The sequence below is a fragment of the Microbacterium sp. H6 genome (genome assembly GCF_003314775.1).
Classification (GTDB): Bacteria; Actinomycetota; Actinomycetes; order Actinomycetales; family Microbacteriaceae; genus Microbacterium; species Microbacterium oxydans.
The window spans coordinates 946-16,194 of sequence record NZ_QOAY01000263.1; the positions used below are offsets into that span (position 1 = coordinate 946).

A 15,249-nucleotide genomic window follows, 5' to 3' on the forward strand; every position below is an offset into this window, starting at 1 on the left:
CATCCGTCGCACCACCGCCGTCGAGACGACCGTCGAGGAGTGGGACCGCGTGTTCGGCGTGAACGTGCGCTCGATCTTCCTGATGTGCAAGCACATCGTTCCGGTCATGGAGGCTGCGGGTGGAGGCTCGATCATCAACACCGGGTCGGGCTGGGGCCTCAAGGGCGGTGGCCAGGCCATCTCCTACTGCGCCTCGAAGGGCGCGGTCGTGAACATGACGCGCGCGCTCGCGATCGACCACGGTCCCGCCGGCATCCGCGTGAACTCGGTCAACCCCGGCGATGTGAACACCGGGATGCTGCGGGAGGAAGCGCGTCAGCTGGCGCAGGACACCAACGCGTTCCTCGCCGAAGCCGCCGATCGCCCGCTGCGCCGCATGGGCGAGCCGAGCGAGGTCGCACAGGCGGTCGTCTGGCTGGCGAGCGACGACTCCTCGTACGTCACCGGCTCGGCCCTCGTCGTGGACGGCGGCGGGATCGCCTAGCCCTGTCCGTCGGCCTTCATCTGGATCAGCTGGATCAGGTTGCCGCACGTGTCGTCGAGAACCGCGACCCAGGCGGCACCGATGTCGGTCGGCGGCTGGGTGAACACGACGCCGAGCCCGGTCAGGCGTGCGTGTTCGGCGGCGAGGCCGTCGACGGCGAACTGCGCGAGTGGGATGCCGTCTTCGACGAGCGCGTCGCGGTAGGGCTTGACCGCGGGGTGCTCCGAAGGCTCGAGCAGGAGCTCGGGTCCGCCGGGCGCTTCGGGCGAGGTCACCGTGAGCCAGGCGGCATCGCCGAGGGGGATGTCATGGTGCTTCGTGAAGCCGAGCACGTCGGTGTAGAAGGAGAGGGCCTTGCGCTGGTCATCGACGAAGATGCTGGTCAGTTCGATTCTCATGGGGTGCTCCGTGTGGTCGGCCACCGCTCGGCGATGCGGGCGATGGGTTCCGGATGGAAGAAGTGGAACTTGGAACGGCCTTGTCGTTCCGTGGAGATCAGTCCGGCGGATTCGAGTACCGCGAGGTGCTGGGAGACCGCCTGCCGGGTCAGCGTCACACCGTGCTGCATCGTCAACGTCGAGCAGATCTCGAAGAGCGTCTGTCCGTCCCGCCGCGACAGCTCATCGAGGATGAGTCGCCTCGTCTCGTCGTCGAGCGCGTGGAACAGATCGGCCATGGGATCACGATAGGCAAGTGGATGCTTGCATATCAAGCCTGTCCCAGGACACTCGCGTAAAATCGGGACAATGACCGACGCCCCCTCCGACGCTGCACCCGACCTCGGACCGGGCGTCGACCCCGAAGATCTCGCCACCACGCTGCGCGTGCTGCGCGAGCTGCACCGGATCGACAACGAGCACCCCGATTTCATCGCGGTACGCCAGGCCACCGCGGCGATGTTCAAAGACGTGAAGCGGGTGCGCCGCAAGCAGATCCGTGACGCGATCGCCGAGGCCGACAAGGCCGTGGTGGCCCGCACCGCCACGGGTGCCCCCGACCGCATCGACGATGAGACCCGTGGCAACGATCTCGCCACCAGCGTCGTCGACGCCCCGATCGCGGGCGAGCTGCTGAAGCCTCGCAACTGCTACATCTGCAAGCAGCCGTACACACAGGTCGACGCTTTCTACCACCAGCTCTGCCCGGACTGCGCCCGCTTCAGCCACGGCAAGCGCAACGCCCGCACCGACCTCACCGGCAAGCGCGCCCTGCTCACGGGTGGCCGCGCGAAGATCGGCATGCACATCGCGCTGCGGCTGCTGCGTGACGGCGCGCACACCACGATCACGACCCGCTTCCCGCGAGACGCCGTGCGGCGCTTCTCGGCCCTGCCCGACTCGGCCGACTGGCTGCACCGCCTGCGCGTGGTCGGCATCGACCTGCGCGACCCTGCTCAGGTGATCGGCTTGGCGGACTCGGTCGCCGCTCAGGGCCCGCTCGACATCCTCATCAACAACGCCGCACAGACCGTACGCCGCTCGCCGGGTGCTTACTCCCTGTTGGCGGATGCCGAGCTGCAGCCCCTCCCCGACGGGCCCCTGCCCGAGATGGAGACCTTCGGGCACACGGCCGACCCGCACCCGCAGGCGCTGCAGGCCTCGGTCGATGCGCATCCGCTGCTCTCGGTCGCGGCCCTCGGCGGCACGGTCGCCGAGCAGGGTGGTCAGGCACTCACGGCCGAAGATCTCGCGCGCCTCGCGATGGCGCCCGGATCGTCGTCGCTCGAGAAGCATGCCGACGGCACCGCGATCGACGCCGGCGGCCTCGTGCCCGACGTGAACCGCGTCAACAGCTGGGTGCAGTCGATCGAGCAGGTCGATCCGCTCGAGATGCTCGAGGTGCAGCTCGCCAACACGACAGCGCCGTTCCTGCTGATCAGCCGTCTGCGCGCTTCGATGGCCGCGTCCGATGCGCACCGTAAGTACGTGGTCAACGTCTCGGCGATGGAGGGACAGTTCTCCCGCCGCTACAAGGGCCCTGGCCACCCGCACACGAACATGGCCAAGGCTGCGCTCAACATGCTCACCCGCACCAGCGCGGGGGAGATGCTGGAGAAGGACGGCATCCTCATGACCGCCGTCGACACGGGCTGGATCACGGACGAGCGTCCGCACTACACGAAGGTGCGCCTCGCCGAAGAGGGTTTCCATGCCCCGCTCGACCTGGTCGACGGTGCCGCCCGCGTGTACGACCCGATCGTGCGTGGCGAGGCCGGCGAGGACATCCACGGCGTGTTCCTCAAGGACTACGAGCCCAGCCCCTGGTGACTCCGAAGGTGCGCGCTCGATAGCATCGACCCGTGGATCTGATCTCGGGCGCGGCCAACGTCGTCGGCATCGCCGGCGCTGCTGCGCCCCTCATGCGTCGTGGAGCAGTCGAGCGCGAGGTTCACGAATGTCTCACCCGGGCGCTGACGCAGGGCTTCGCCGAACAGGGTCTCGACAACGACCGAGGCGCGAGCGCCTCCCTCGTCGCTGATGCGGTCAAACCGAAGCGGGCATACTCGCTCCTCGCTCAGCACGACGAGCAGCTCGCGGCGCCCGACCGCGTGGAACGGTGGTCTCGGGTGCTGCAGGAGGTCATCCCCGCCCTCGACGTGCTCGATGATCGAGCGGTCGACATCCCCCGTCTCGCGCGGCAGACCGCGCGTCTGCTGGCGACCGAGATCGACGTGGCGGCCCGACGGCCGGGGAGCGACCTCGCGATGGTACTGCTGCTCGCTCGGTCGGCCCAGACCGCGGCGACGCCGGCGGACACGCGATCCGGTGCGCCGGAGGAGCAGTCGACGTTCGTCCGGTCTTCTTCTGGTGCGGTCTCCAACATCGCGACGCTCCCGTTGAGCGAGCAACCGGTGCCGCGCCCGGAGCAGGGCATCGTGGAGAAGCGCCTCTCCGAACATCGCATCGCCGTCATCGCGGGCGGGCCGGGCGCCGGCAAGAGCGTCCTCGCGGAGATGACCGCGCACGCGCAGGGCACGCGCGACCCGCGTGACCTGCTGTGGTGGGTGAACGCGAAGACCCCGCAACATCTCATCGAGTCATGTGAGGAGATGCTGCTGGAGTTCGGCGAGCAGCCGACGGGAGACCTTCCGATGCAGGTCAGGGCGGTGCTCGCCCGCGTCGAGACGTGGCTCGTCGTCGTCGACGATGCACCGGAGTTCGACGCCATCCGCACGATGATCCCCGCGGAGCATGCGGGCGGCGTGGTTCTGGTGACGACGCGCTCGGCCGCGTCGTTCCCCCGGTACGCGGTCGTGCAGCTCGACACAGCGGAAGACGCCACGCTGCGCGAGATCGCCCGCCGGCGACTTCCGGAGGTGGTGTCGGAAAGGGACATGGACGAGCTGCTCGGTGCCTGTGCCGAGAACCCCCTGATCGTGTCCACGGCGTGCGGGTACCTGGCGGAGACGGGCATCTCCATTCCTTCGATGGTCGCCCTGATGCGATCGAGCCCTACACGCGTCCTTGCTGGAGGGTCGGCGCACTCCGGCTTCGTCGGCGTCCTGTCGGCGGTGCGGGACAATGCCCGCGAACCGCTCAGCTGGGACCTGCTCGTCGCGGTGGCCGTCAGCGGCGGCACCGGTGTGCCCAGGCAGCTGTTCGAGGAGGCGTTCGGAGGGGGCGCCGATGCCTCGACGCGGGTCGACGGCGCCTTCCGCGAGCTCATCGGTATCGGTGTCGTGCGCATTCGCGATTCGCTCGTCCAGAGTCATGCCCTCACGGCTACGGTCGTGGTCGACCTCGCCGAACCGGTGCTGCGGGCCGAATCTGCCGGTCTGCTCATCGAGGCGATTCTGAGCCTCGTCGAGGTCCCCGGCCGGCGGCTGCTCCCCGGCCTTGCCGCAGTGATCGATGCTGTGGAGTCTTCGTTGCCGCCCGCGCATCCGTCCCGTGTCCTGGCGAGGATCCTGCTCGCCGAACGTCGAACGTCTCGCGGAGCAGGGGCTGAGTCAGAGCGCCTACCGGCAGATGGAGATCGCGCGAGCGGTTCCGTTCGTGAGCGGGAGTCCGGATGTTCAGCAAGTCATCCTGCAATCGGAGGCGCGCGTGCATCTGCTCGCCGGCGATTCCGTCGGGGCGAAGCGCGCTGCGGAACGTGTCGCGGCGGATTCGACTGCGCCACGCGCGCTCCGGGCGGCAGCGCACGTGACCCTGGCCTGGGCTGCGGATGCACTCGGAGACCGTGCGGGAGCCCAGGCCAGCATCGCTGAGACGCTGCGTCTCGTGCCGGATGAGCCCGGCGTGCAGGCGTTGCACGATCACTTCTTCATCCTGGACGCTCCCGCCACCGAACGCGTGGACCGTTACCTGACGCTCGCCGAGGAGTCGACCGAGGAGATGCGCGGCCATTTCCTCACGATGGCCTCGCGCAGCTGCATCGACGCAGGCCGACCCGCCGATGCCGTCGCGATCGCGCAGCGCGCCGTGAGCGTGGACCGCGCGGTCGGGGGCGAACGCAGCCTGCACGTCGCTCGCGACCTCAACGATCTCGGCATGGCGCTGATCGCCCACGGACAGCTCGCAGAGGCGGCGGCCGCTCTCGAGGAGTCGATCCAGATCTATCGCGAGGAACACGAGGCGCACAGCCACGTCGCGTTGCCGCTCCTTCATCTCGGCCGAGTGCTCACGCAGCGCGCCCGGGAGACGGACCCGCCGGATGCGGATCTCGTCGCGAAGGCTCGCGGAACTCTGGACGAGGCGATCGCACTCCAGCGCCTTGCGGCGCCGGACAGCGATGATCACGCCAGCCTTCTTTACGCACGCGGAGACGTCCTCTTGCTCTCCGGTGACAACGAGGGCGCGCTGGAGGCATTTCTCGAAGCTGCTCGGATCGATCGAGATGTCTACGGCGACGGACATCCAGAGGTCGGCATCGACGTGGCAAGGGTGATGGACACCCAGCTGATGATGGGTGACCCGGCCGCGGCGCTCCGTTCTCTCGAAACGGTGCGAACCTCTCTGCAGGCGTGGGAGCAGCACCACTCCGACCTCGTGCTCCGCATACTCTGCATGCAGGTGCTGGCGCGGTACGCGCTGTCCGCGGGGCTCGACGCGGAGGCCATCGAGACCGTCGGGCGGATCGAGGTCCTGTCGACCAGACCGGAGATCGCGGACGATCCTCGGTCGTTGGCCGAGAGCATCATCGCCTGGGCGCGGCGCGGGGGTCGGTAGGGTTCGCGTCAGTGAGCGCGCTCGGCGAGGTTCGCCGAGGCCCACTGCCCCAGCTGGTTCAGGATCGGCAGGAGTCCTTCCCCCGCTGGCGTGAGCGCGTACGACACGGTCACCGGCGGGCCGGCCTCGACCGTGCGCGCGACGAGTCCGGCGTCGGCGAGTTCGGCCAGGCGATCGGAGAGCACGGTGTCGCTGATGCCGTCAACGGCGCGGCGCAGCGAGACGAAGGTCATGGGTCCGCCCCCGAGCGACGACACGATCATGCCGTTCCACCGCTTCCCGAGCACGCTGAAGGCCAGTGTGACGGCGGCGTCGCACACCTGACGCCCTTCGGCGGTCCCGGACATCCCCCCATCCTACCCGTGCTACGTTAACCGATGTCGCTAAGAAAAACAGAGCGACTACGAAAACGAGAGGTAGGCCCATGTCCCTGTTCCGCCTGGATGCCAGCATCCTTCCCGCGTCGTCCGCCAGCCGTGCGCTCGCCGACATCGTCGAGGCCGAGTGGACCGCGTCGCACCCCGATTCGACCGTCTTCCGTCGCGATCTGGCGAGCGACCCCGTGCCCGCGACCGCGTGGGCGGATGCCGTGACGGGTGGATTCGTCGACGAGGCCCAGCGGACCCCTGCGCAGAACGAGGCTTGCGCCCTCGCGACGCAGTTCGCCGACGAGCTCATCGGCGCCGACGCTCTGCTGTTCGCGGTGCCGCTCTACAACTACGGCGTCTCGCAGCACTTCAAGACCTGGTTCGATCTCGCCTACACCGACGCACGCATCGATCCGACCGGCACCGCGTTGAACGGCAAGCCGGCGACCCTGGTCACCGTGCTCGGCGGCAACTACGCGCCCGGTTCGCCCAAGGAGGGCTGGGACCACTCGACCGGCTGGCTGCGACGCGTGCTCGAAGACGTCTGGGGTCTCGATCTGCGCGTCGTGCAGCGTCCGTTCACGCTGGTCGGCGTCAACCCGGCGCTCGACGCGTTCGCCGACACCGCGCGCGAGCTCAAGGAGAACGCCGAAGCCGACGCCCGCACCTACGGCCGCGAGCTCGCCGCGACACGCGACCCGCGGGTGGCCTGAGCCCCGTCTTCGAATCGCGCAAATGGTTCCTTCTGGGCCCCGCATCCGACCGTTTGCGCGATTCGAAACACCTGCGGACAGTCAGCCGGGAAGGCCCGTCGGGTAGGGGTGCGGCAGCCACACGGTCACGATCAGACCGCCGTCCGTCCGCGGGGTGAGGACGAGCGTGCCGTTGTGCGCCTGCGTGATGCGGTCGACGATCGCAAGGCCGAGCCCCGCCCCCGCATGGTCGTCGCCGCGGGTGCGCTCCGCCCCGCGCTGGAACGGCTCGACAAGGGTGGCGACCTGATGTGCAGGCAACTGTTCACCGGTGTTCTCCACGACCAGCGCGACCGCGTGCGGCATCGAGTGCGTGCGCACGGCAACGGCCCCGCCGGTCGGAAGGTTGTGCACGATAGCGTTGAGGACGAGGTTCATGACCAGCTGCGGCAGCAGCGCCGCCGACCCGAGCACCGACGCGGGGACGCCGCCGACCTCCAGTGCGACTCCTCGACGGTCGGCGAGGGGAACCAGCGCCTCGACGGCCTCCTCGGCGAGAAGGGAGAGATCGACGATCTCGCGCGGGAACGTCCGGCGATCCGCCCGGCTCAGCAGCAGCAGCGCCTCCGTGAGGTCGATCGCACGCGTGTTCACCCGCTGCAGTCGGGCGATCAGCTCGTCCACGTCGCGGTCCGGGTCGTCACGGGCGACCTCGAGCAGCGCCTGCGAGATCGCGAGGGGAGTGCGCAGCTCGTGCGAGGCGTTCGCGGCGAACCGCTGCTGCTCGGCGACGTGGGCTTCGAGCTGCTCGAGCATCGAGTCGAAGACATCGGCCAGATCGCGGAACTCGTCGCGAGGGCCGGGCAGCGCGATCCGGTGCGAGAGCGAGCCCTGCGCCGCCAGTCGCGCAGCGTCGCCGATGCGTTCCAGAGGTGCCAGCATGCGTCCGGCCAGCAGCCATCCGCCGCCGAGGCCGATGGCCAGCAGTGCCACCATGACCGTCGAGGCGACCGGCACGAACGCCCTGATCAGGTCGGAGCGGTTGGGAACGCGGATGTCCGCGGAGATCTGCACGTCGGGCACGTAGCGCAGCAGGTACAGGGCCACTGCGGCGAGCAGCAGCAGTCCGGAGACCACCACGATGCCCGCATAGCTGAGGGTGAGCTTGAGGCGAGCGCTCATCCCACGGCGCCTAGGCATCGGCATCCGTTCCGATCCGGTATCCGACACCCGGCACGGTGAGGATGATCCACGGCTCGCCCAGGCGTTTGCGCAGCGAGGAGACCGTGATGCGCACGGCGTTCGTGAACGGGTCGGCGTTCTCGTCCCAGGCGCGCTCGAGCAGCTCCTCCGCGCTGACGACACCGCCCTCGGCGTCGACGAGCACCTCCAGCACGGCGAACTGCTTGCGGGTGAGCGCCACGTAGCGGTCGTCGCGGTACACCTCCCGGCGGAACGGATCGAGGCGAAGGCCGGAGACCTCCAGCACGGGAGGCCGACTGCGCTGGCGGCGACGGTCGAGGGCCCGCAGACGCAGCACCAGCTCGCGCATCTCGAACGGCTTGGTGAGGTAGTCGTCCGCACCGATCTCGAAGCCGCTCGCCTTGTCGTCGAGGCGGTCGGCTGCGGTGAGCATGAGGATGGGGATGCCGCTTCCCGACGCGACGATCCAGCGGGCGATGTCGTCGCCGGAGGGCCCGGGCACGTCGCGGTCGAGCACGGCGAGGTCGTAGGAGTTGATGCTCAGCAGCTCCAGCGCCGTGTCGCCGTGGCCCGCGATATCGGCCGCGATCGCCTCGAGGCGCAGCCCATCGCGGATCGCCTCGGCGAGGTAGGGCTCGTCCTCGACGATCAGCACACGCATGGCAGCGATCCTACGCACCCCGGCATATCGCGAGCATATGGAAAAGCGCATACGCCCTGGCAACCGGCTCCCTTCTTCACTGGGAGCATGAACACCAACAGCTCGTCCCTCCCGCTGCGGGCACGTCGTCGCCGTCGGGCCGCCGGCGCCGTGGTCGCGCTCGCCGCCGCCGTGATCCTGGCGTTCGCGGTGCAGCAGTCGTTGTCCGTGGCTTTCGCCGACACGGCGAAGACGTTCCCCACGCCCGTGCCGACCCCGGTGCCCGACGAGGTGCAGCCCGTCGACGTGCCGGGCGACGCCGACGGAGCGATTCGTGACGGGGATCAGCCCACGGTGTTCGACGTGGACCGCGTCGCGGTCGGCAACCTCGACCCCGCGCTGCTCGACGCCCTGCAGCGGGCGGCCTCGGATGCCGAGCGCGACGGCATCACGTTCCTGGTGAACAGCGGATGGCGCTCGCCGGGGCTGCAGGAACGGATGCTCCAGGACGCGATCGTCGATTACGGCTCGGAGGACGAAGCGCGGCGATGGGTGGCGACACCGCAGACGTCGGCGCACGTGTCTGGCGACGCCGTGGATGTCGGTCCGCTGCCCACGCTCGACTGGCTCGCCCAGCACGGCTCCGACTACGGACTGTGCCAGACCTACGCGAACGAGTCATGGCACTACGAGCTGCGCCCCGAGGCGATCGATCAGGGGTGCCCCGAGATGTATGCCGATCCCACCGAAGACCCGAGGATGCAGCGATGACCACCATGACCGCCCCTCGTCCCGCGATCGCCTCGCGCCTGCACGCGCCGACGCTGACCACGCTCCCCGACGCCGTCGCCGAGAACCTCCGGATCGTCAGGGCGGCGACTCCGGTGCCGATCATGGCCGTCGTGAAGGCCGACGGCTACGGGCACGGTGCCGTCGTCGTGGCAACGGCTGCGGTCGCGGCGGGCGCCGAGTGGCTCGGGGTGACGCAGGTCGCCGACGGCGTCGCACTCCGCGACGCCGGACTCGCGGTGCCCATCCTCTCCTGGCTGAACCCGGCGGGTATCGACGCCGAGGCGGCGGCGGAGCATCGCATCGACATCGCGGTGGGCTCGGCCGAAGAGCTTCGCCAGCTGAGTGCTGAGACGTCGGGCCCGGTCAGGGTGCACCTGCATCTGGACACCGGGATGGCCCGCGGCGGGTCTCCGCTGGACGAGTGGCCCGAGCTGTTCCGACTGGCGCGCGCCGGCAGAGGGCGGATCGAGGTCGTGGGGGTCATGGGTCATCTACCGCGTTCCGACGAAGGGGATCCAGGCGCGAACGCGGCGGCCGTGCTGCGCATGCGGCAGGGCAGGGATGCGGTCCTGCGTGCCGGCCTCGGACCGGTGCTCGTGCATCTGGCGGCGACGTCCGGGGCGCTGACCGATCCCGCGACCCATTTCGGGATGGTGCGGATCGGCGCAGGACTCGTCGGGATCGACCCCTCGGAGACGACGCCACTGATCGGGGCTTCACGATGGACCGCGCCCGTCGTGCATGGGGCTCTCGCCCCGGCAGGGACGGCTGTCGGGTATGCGGGAACGCATGTCAGCCGTGCGGAGACGCACCTCGCGGTGGTGGGCGTCGGCTACGCGGATGGGATCCCGCGAGAGCTCGCGCCGGGCGCCGGCGTCGAGATCGGCGGCGTGCGGTATCCGATCGTCGGACGGGTGTCGATGGATCAGATCGTGGTGGACACGGGTGCCGCGCTGTTCCCGCGCGGCACGATCGCGACCGTGTTCGGGCCGGACGGGGGCGCGGTGCCCTCGGTGCAGGAGTGGGCGCGGTGGGCGGGGACGATCCCGCACACCATCGTCACCGGGATCGGAGCGCGAGTGCGGAGGAGCGCGGCATGACGAGGGTGCTGGTCATCGGGGGAGGGCAGAACGCCGAGCACGACGTGTCGTTGGCGTCGGCGGCCGCGGTCGGTGCAGCCCTGCGGCTGGGCGGTCACGAGGTGACGTGCGTGACCATCGATCGAGACGGCATCTGGCGCGTCGACGGGCGCCCGAACGGGGGATCCGCCGCCGAGTCGCTGGCGCTCGCGCTTCCGCTGCTCACTCGCACGGACGTGGTCTTCCCGGCCGTACACGGTGCGCTCGGCGAGGACGGGGCGCTGGCGGCTCTCTGCGCCCTCGCCGGAGTGCGCGTGGTGGGCTCGGGGCTGCGCGCCGGTGCGATCGGCATGGACAAATGGACGACGAAGCTGGTGGCGGACGCGGTGGGGATCGGCACCGCCCGCGGGCGGCTGATCACGGCGGACGACATCGGGGATGTGGAGTTCGACGGCGAGGTCGTGGTGAAACCGGTCTCGGCGGGGTCGAGCCACGGCGTGAGTCTCGTGACCCAGGAGGAGGATCTGCTCGCCGCGCTGCACGAGGCCGCGCGCTTCGACCGGCGCATCCTCGTCGAGGAGGTCGTCAGGGCGCGCGAGATCGACGTGGCAGTGCTGCGCGAGAAGGGGGGCATCCGGTGGGCGGCTCCGCCGCTGGAGATCCACGCGACCGGTCTCTTCGACACGGCGACGAAGTACGACGGAAGTGCGCGTTTCACGGTGCCGGCGCAGCTCGACGCGGGCGAGGCGGCGGCCCTCAAGCGCGCTGCGATCGCGATGTTCGACGCCCTGGGGTGCGACGGCGTCGCGCGGATGGACTTCTTCCTCACGGACAGGGGTCCCCTGCTGAACGAGGTGAACACGATGCCGGGGCTGACCGCGGCGTCGCAGGTGCCGCGGATGTTCGCCGCGGCGGGAGTGGATTACGTCGACCTGGTCGGCAGGCTCGTGCGCGCCGCGGGGTGAGAGGGAGCCGAGAAGGCATCGACAAGCGCGCCGAGGAGGCGGATGCTGGAGCCATGGCAGCTTTCACAGCGGACAACGCGTTCAGCGGATTCAGCGTCGACGACATCGACGCGGCGGAGGAGTTCTACGGCGCGACGCTCGGGCTCGACGTCGAGCGCAACGCGATGGGGTTCCTCGACCTGCGCCTGCCCCGTGGCGGCTCGATCCTCGTGTACTCGAAGCCGAACCACACGCCGGCGAGCTTCACGATCCTGAACTTCCCGGTGGCGGATGTCGACGCCGCCGTGGACGAGCTCATCGCCCGGGGCGTCCAGACGAAGATCTACAGCGACGAGGAGTTCCCCTCCGACGAGCGCGGCATCGTCCGCGGGAACGGGCGAGGGCCGGACATCGCGTGGTTCCGCGACCCCGCGGGCAACGTCCTCGCCGTCATGCAGGCCTAGCGCGGAGACTGCACCCCCGGGAGCACAAGAGCTTCCCGGGGGTGCAGCCACGCGGGGGTGCGGGTGGAGGAAGTGATGCTCAGTCGAAGACGACGTCCGGGTGGAGGCCCTCGGCGATCAGCCGCACGGCCGAGACGTTCCCGAGTGTGCCGGGGAACAGGTCGGTCGACGGCACCGCGATCAGTCGACCGTCGCGCACGGCGGGCATGTCGGGGAACGTCGCGGCGAGGTAGGAGCGGACGGCCGCCTCGTGCGCGGGGTCGGACACCGCGAAGACGATCGCGTCCGGTGCCTCTGACGCGAGCGACTCCGGGGTGATCTCGGCGGCGAAGAAGTCGGCGAACGCGGGATCGTCCGGCGTGAAGACGTTGTCGGCACCGGCGCGCTTCAGGATGTCGTACTCGATGCCGGCACCGATCGCGGTGAGGGTCGTGCCCTCCACGAAGACCTGGGCGACGCGGGGGCGATCCTTGCCTTCGAGCGCCGCATCGACGGTCGCGAGCTCGGCCTTGGACGACTCGATCAGGTCGTTCGCCTCGTCCTCGACGTGGAAGATCTCGCCGAGGTTCTCGAGGTCGATGAAGAGGTCGTCGACCGTGCCCTCCATGCGCCGGTCGAAGCATCCGCCGGTCGCGGTGTACGCGGCGACGCCGGCCTCGGAGAGCTGCTCGATGCTGGCGAAGCCCTGCTCCGCGGTGAACTCGTAGGTGGTCGGCGAGTAGACGAAGTCGGGTTCGACGGCGAGCAGTTCCTCCCGGCTGGGCGGTGCGTCTCCGCCGATGACGGGCACATCGGCCGCGAGGTCTGCGACATCGCTCGGCAGCTCGTCCGCGGTGGCCTGCGCCTGTCCGACGAGCGAATCGGCGAGGCCCAGGCGCAGCAGCAGCTCGGTCTGCGAGGGGTGCAGTCCGACGACGGCCGTCGGCGTGGCCGGGATCTCGACCGTGCGGCCGCAGTTCTCGATGCTGATCGCCTCTCCGGAGGAGGCGGGCGCTGCTCCCGTGGAGACTCCGCTCCCGCAGGCGGTGAGGGCGATCGCGCCGAGGCCGACGGAGACGGCGGCGAGCAGGCGGGTGGGTCGGGTACGTGGTGTCATTCTTCTTCTCCTAGGTGAGGGGTCGGGGTTGTCTGGGGTGGAAGGTCATCGCGCGTGCTCCCGTGTCGACCTCGACGGCGATGCGGGCGGTCACATGGAAGACCTCGTCGACGAGCGCGGGGGTGAGCACGGTGTCCGGAGCGCCGAAGGCGACGATCCTGCCCTCGTCGATCACCGCGACGTCATCGCAGAACGCGGCGGCGATGTTGAGATCGTGGAGGGCGGCGATCACGGTCGTGCCGAGTCCGCTCACCACACGCATGAGATCGAGCTGGTGCGCGATGTCGAGGTGGTTCGTCGGTTCATCCAGCACGAGGATCTCGCCGCTCTGCGCGAGGGCTCTGGCGAGCATCACCCGCTGGCGCTGACCGCCCGAGAGTCGACGCACCAGCCGGTCGCCGAGATCGTGCACGTCCGCGGTGCGCAGGGCCTGGTCGACGATGTGCTGATCCTCCGGGGTGTCCCGGCTGAACGGCAGACGGTGGGGTGAGCGGCCCACCAGCACCGTCTCGCGCACGGTCAGATCGAACTCGGACGGGGCGTCCTGGAGCATGACGGACACGGTGCGCGCGAGCGTACGCGGCGGCAGCTGCGAGACGTCGACCCCGTCGATCAGGACACGCCCCCGCTGCGGACGCTGACCCGTGAACAGGGTGCGCAGCAGGGTGGATTTGCCGCTGCCGTTCGGGCCGAGGAGCCCCACGATGCGGCCTGTGCCGACCTCGAGGTCGACCCCGTGCAGCACCGTGCGGCCACCGCGGGCGACACTCACGCCGTCGAAGTTCACGCTCATCGGTCGAACCCCGCCCGATCGCCTCCGCTGCGCATCAACCACAGGAAGAACGGAGCCCCGACGAAGGCGGTGAGGATGCCGAGCGGGATCTCGGTGGGCATCGCGACCGTCCGTGCGAGCAGGTCGGCGACCATCAGGAACAGTGCACCGCCGAGGATCGTGATGGGCAGCATCCGCCGATGGTCGGAGCCCACGAGGAGTCGGGCCATGTGCGGCACGACGAGCCCGACGAATCCGATGCCGCCGCTCACGGCGACGATCGCTCCGGTCAGCAGCGAGGCGAGCACGAGCAGCACGCCGCGCACCCGGGTCGTGCGCACTCCGACGGCCATCGCCGACTCGTCGCCCGCGAGCAGCGCGTTCATGGAGCGGGAGAGTCCGAACACCGCGATGCAGGCGATCGCGAGCGCGACCGCAGGGATCAAGAGCGTCGACATGTCGGCGGCCGACACGCTCCCGAGCAGGAAGAACATCACGCTCACGACGTTCTGGGCGTCGGTGGTGAGGGTGAGGTAGCTGGTCACCGCGCTCAGCAGGGCGCCCAGCGCGACCCCGGCGAGGATCATCCTGGTCGGGGACAGCTCTCCGCGAATGCGTGCGAGCATGGCCACCAGGAGGCAGGCGACCATAGCCCCCACGAACGCCGCACCGCTCATCGACAGACCGAGGAAGGTGGCACCGCCCGAGACGATCACCAGCACGGCGCCGACGCTCGCGCCCGAGGAGACGCCGAGGATGTAAGGCTCGGCGAGGGGATTGCGCACGACGGCCTGCATCATCGCTCCGGCGAGAGCCAGTCCCGCTCCCGAGAGTGCGGCCAGGAGCGACCGGGGCACCCGGAACTGCCACACGGCCTGGTCCTGCAGCGGGGTGAGCGTTCCGTCCGTCATCCAGGGCATGCCGGGGATCAGGTGGCCGATCACGATCTTGGCGGCATCGAGGGGGGAGACGGCGACGGGGCCGGTGGCTGCGGAGACCACGAGGACGAGAACGGCGAGCACGGCGATCGTCGTCACGGTCGGGCCTACCGGGAGCACCCGTCGACTTCCTCTGCGGGGCAGAGTGCGCTGTTCGCTCGGCTGCCGTCGGAAGGGCAGGCGTCTGGCGCGTCGTTCGGTGAGAACGGCCGTCGAATCGCTCATCGGGTGCCTCCGGTCGTGCTGCCTGACGCGATGCGCTTCGTGGCCGTGACCGTGACCGATGCTGCGAAGTCGAGCACTGCGAGGCCGAGGTCGTGCAGGGCGACGGACTCGTTCGCGCCGTGGCCTGCCCCCGCTGCCGTCCATGAGCGGGCCGAGCCGCCCGTTCGACGCAGCGACTCGACCATCCGATGCGTGTCGCGTGCGAGGACCCTGCTGTCTTCGCCGAGCACCACTCCCAGGTAGGAGGGGACCGGCGCACCGACCGGAAGCGACTCGGCGCGTGCGAGCGGAGACAGCGCGCCGAGCCGGGCACGGGACGCGGGTGTGCCGTCGTCGCCGAACTCTGCACGCCAGCTCGACCCGAGCGGATGATCCTCGAGG

The 15,249-nt window shown here is 69.8% G+C and carries 18 protein-coding genes; 9 read left to right on the forward strand and 9 right to left on the reverse strand.

Going from position 1 to position 15,249, the window contains the following annotated elements; all coding sequences use genetic code 11:
• Positions 1–484, forward strand: a 484-nt coding sequence (locus DSP71_RS22770; RefSeq protein WP_220151138.1) for an SDR family NAD(P)-dependent oxidoreductase, incomplete at its 5' end; no start/stop codon positions are given.
• On the opposite strand, the gene DSP71_RS17360 is transcribed toward DSP71_RS22770, so the two are convergent.
• Both DSP71_RS17360 and DSP71_RS17365 read right to left on the reverse strand, forming a co-directional pair.
• Positions 481–882, reverse strand: a complete 402-nt coding sequence (locus tag DSP71_RS17360; RefSeq protein ID WP_113681689.1) for a VOC family protein — start codon at positions 880–882, stop codon at positions 481–483. The genes DSP71_RS22770 and DSP71_RS17360 overlap by 4 nt on opposite strands.
• On the reverse strand, positions 879–1,160 hold the full coding sequence (locus DSP71_RS17365; protein WP_171010931.1) for a helix-turn-helix transcriptional regulator: 282 nt from the start codon (positions 1,158–1,160) through the stop codon (positions 879–881). The genes DSP71_RS17360 and DSP71_RS17365 overlap by 4 nt, the downstream gene beginning before the upstream one ends.
• Positions 1,161–1,230: 70 nt before the next feature.
• Between DSP71_RS17365 and DSP71_RS17370 the strand changes: the two genes are divergently transcribed.
• The 3 genes from DSP71_RS17370 to DSP71_RS17380 are packed head-to-tail and all read left to right on the forward strand — an operon-like array spanning position 1,231 to position 5,655.
• Positions 1,231–2,751, forward strand: coding sequence for an SDR family NAD(P)-dependent oxidoreductase (locus DSP71_RS17370; RefSeq protein WP_113681690.1), 1,521 nt, complete (start codon positions 1,231–1,233; stop codon positions 2,749–2,751).
• A 32-nt stretch (positions 2,752–2,783) separates the two neighbouring features.
• Positions 2,784–4,694: a hypothetical protein gene (locus DSP71_RS17375; RefSeq protein WP_147251353.1), complete on the forward strand. Its 1,911-nt coding sequence runs from the start codon at positions 2,784–2,786 to the stop codon at positions 4,692–4,694.
• Positions 4,630–5,655 carry a tetratricopeptide repeat protein gene (locus tag DSP71_RS17380; protein WP_179516284.1) on the forward strand — a complete coding sequence of 342 codons (1,026 nt, stop codon included), beginning with the start codon at positions 4,630–4,632 and terminating at the stop codon, positions 5,653–5,655. The genes DSP71_RS17375 and DSP71_RS17380 overlap by 65 nt, the downstream gene beginning before the upstream one ends.
• Before the next feature lie 8 nt (positions 5,656–5,663).
• Here the strand turns inward: DSP71_RS17380 and DSP71_RS17385 are convergent, their stop codons facing one another.
• On the reverse strand, positions 5,664–6,002 hold the full coding sequence (locus DSP71_RS17385; protein ID WP_113681692.1) for a helix-turn-helix domain-containing protein: 339 nt from the start codon (positions 6,000–6,002) through the stop codon (positions 5,664–5,666).
• A gap of 77 nt (positions 6,003–6,079) precedes the next feature.
• Here DSP71_RS17385 and DSP71_RS17390 point away from each other — a divergent pair, with 77 nt between their 5' ends.
• The gene (locus DSP71_RS17390; protein ID WP_113681693.1) at positions 6,080–6,736 is read left to right on the forward strand and encodes an FMN-dependent NADH-azoreductase; all 657 of its coding nucleotides are present in this window, start codon (positions 6,080–6,082) and stop codon (positions 6,734–6,736) included.
• 81 nt (positions 6,737–6,817) lie between these two features.
• Here DSP71_RS17390 and DSP71_RS17395 read toward each other — a convergent pair whose 3' ends face one another.
• Both DSP71_RS17395 and DSP71_RS17400 read right to left on the reverse strand, forming a co-directional pair.
• Entirely contained in the window at positions 6,818–7,897 is a 1,080-nt protein-coding gene (locus DSP71_RS17395) for a HAMP domain-containing sensor histidine kinase (RefSeq protein WP_046746905.1), read from the reverse strand.
• A gap of 10 nt (positions 7,898–7,907) precedes the next feature.
• Positions 7,908–8,579, reverse strand: a complete 672-nt coding sequence (locus DSP71_RS17400) for a response regulator transcription factor (protein WP_046746904.1) — start codon at positions 8,577–8,579, stop codon at positions 7,908–7,910.
• An 87-nt stretch (positions 8,580–8,666) separates the two neighbouring features.
• Between DSP71_RS17400 and DSP71_RS17405 the strand changes: the two genes are divergently transcribed.
• From DSP71_RS17405 to DSP71_RS17420, 4 genes are read left to right on the forward strand one after another with little or no spacing between them, the layout of a single operon-like run.
• Positions 8,667–9,329: a M15 family metallopeptidase gene (locus DSP71_RS17405; protein ID WP_113681694.1), complete on the forward strand. Its 663-nt coding sequence runs from the start codon at positions 8,667–8,669 to the stop codon at positions 9,327–9,329.
• Entirely contained in the window at positions 9,326–10,450 is a 1,125-nt protein-coding gene (alr, locus tag DSP71_RS17410; RefSeq protein ID WP_113681695.1) for an alanine racemase, read from the forward strand. The genes DSP71_RS17405 and alr overlap by 4 nt, the downstream gene beginning before the upstream one ends.
• On the forward strand, positions 10,447–11,394 hold the full coding sequence (locus tag DSP71_RS17415) for a D-alanine--D-alanine ligase (protein ID WP_061018644.1): 948 nt from the start codon (positions 10,447–10,449) through the stop codon (positions 11,392–11,394). Before alr ends, DSP71_RS17415 begins: the two co-directional genes overlap by 4 nt.
• A 53-nt stretch (positions 11,395–11,447) precedes the next feature.
• Positions 11,448–11,837: a VOC family protein gene (locus DSP71_RS17420; RefSeq protein ID WP_046746974.1), complete on the forward strand. Its 390-nt coding sequence runs from the start codon at positions 11,448–11,450 to the stop codon at positions 11,835–11,837.
• Between the two features lie 79 nt (positions 11,838–11,916).
• On the opposite strand, the gene DSP71_RS17425 is transcribed toward DSP71_RS17420, so the two are convergent.
• The 4 genes from DSP71_RS17425 to DSP71_RS22490 all read right to left on the reverse strand — a co-directional run.
• The gene (locus DSP71_RS17425) at positions 11,917–12,933 is read right to left on the reverse strand and encodes an ABC transporter substrate-binding protein (RefSeq protein WP_046746898.1); all 1,017 of its coding nucleotides are present in this window, start codon (positions 12,931–12,933) and stop codon (positions 11,917–11,919) included.
• 10 nt (positions 12,934–12,943) lie between these two features.
• Positions 12,944–13,726, reverse strand: a complete 783-nt coding sequence (locus DSP71_RS17430; protein WP_113681696.1) for an ABC transporter ATP-binding protein — start codon at positions 13,724–13,726, stop codon at positions 12,944–12,946.
• Positions 13,723–14,868: an iron ABC transporter permease gene (locus tag DSP71_RS17435; RefSeq protein WP_197077665.1), complete on the reverse strand. Its 1,146-nt coding sequence runs from the start codon at positions 14,866–14,868 to the stop codon at positions 13,723–13,725. Before DSP71_RS17435 ends, DSP71_RS17430 begins: the two co-directional genes overlap by 4 nt.
• Positions 14,865–15,249, reverse strand: a 385-nt coding sequence (locus DSP71_RS22490; RefSeq protein ID WP_220151139.1) for a hypothetical protein, incomplete at its 5' end; no start/stop codon positions are given. The genes DSP71_RS17435 and DSP71_RS22490, both read right to left, overlap by 4 nt.

Excerpts from the sequence above, each read along its gene's own strand:
- DSP71_RS17360 (WP_113681689.1), bottom strand. The coding sequence starts at position 882 with ATGAGAATCGAACTGACCAGCATCTTCGTCGATGACCAGCGCAAGGCC.
- DSP71_RS17365 (WP_171010931.1), bottom strand. The coding sequence starts at position 1,160 with ATGGCCGATCTGTTCCACGCGCTCGACGACGAGACGAGGCGACTCATC.
- DSP71_RS17370 (WP_113681690.1), top strand. The coding sequence starts at position 1,231 with ATGACCGACGCCCCCTCCGACGCTGCACCCGACCTCGGACCGGGCGTC.
- DSP71_RS17385 (WP_113681692.1), bottom strand. The coding sequence starts at position 6,002 with ATGTCCGGGACCGCCGAAGGGCGTCAGGTGTGCGACGCCGCCGTCACA.
- DSP71_RS17390 (WP_113681693.1), top strand. The coding sequence starts at position 6,080 with ATGTCCCTGTTCCGCCTGGATGCCAGCATCCTTCCCGCGTCGTCCGCC.
- DSP71_RS17395 (WP_046746905.1), bottom strand. The coding sequence starts at position 7,897 with ATGAGCGCTCGCCTCAAGCTCACCCTCAGCTATGCGGGCATCGTGGTG.
- DSP71_RS17400 (WP_046746904.1), bottom strand. The coding sequence starts at position 8,579 with ATGCGTGTGCTGATCGTCGAGGACGAGCCCTACCTCGCCGAGGCGATC.
- DSP71_RS17405 (WP_113681694.1), top strand. The coding sequence starts at position 8,667 with ATGAACACCAACAGCTCGTCCCTCCCGCTGCGGGCACGTCGTCGCCGT.
- alr (WP_113681695.1), top strand. The coding sequence starts at position 9,326 with ATGACCACCATGACCGCCCCTCGTCCCGCGATCGCCTCGCGCCTGCAC.
- DSP71_RS17415 (WP_061018644.1), top strand. The coding sequence starts at position 10,447 with ATGACGAGGGTGCTGGTCATCGGGGGAGGGCAGAACGCCGAGCACGAC.
- DSP71_RS17420 (WP_046746974.1), top strand. The coding sequence starts at position 11,448 with ATGGCAGCTTTCACAGCGGACAACGCGTTCAGCGGATTCAGCGTCGAC.
- DSP71_RS17425 (WP_046746898.1), bottom strand. The coding sequence starts at position 12,933 with ATGACACCACGTACCCGACCCACCCGCCTGCTCGCCGCCGTCTCCGTC.
- DSP71_RS17430 (WP_113681696.1), bottom strand. The coding sequence starts at position 13,726 with ATGAGCGTGAACTTCGACGGCGTGAGTGTCGCCCGCGGTGGCCGCACG.
- DSP71_RS17435 (WP_197077665.1), bottom strand. The coding sequence starts at position 14,868 with ATGAGCGATTCGACGGCCGTTCTCACCGAACGACGCGCCAGACGCCTG.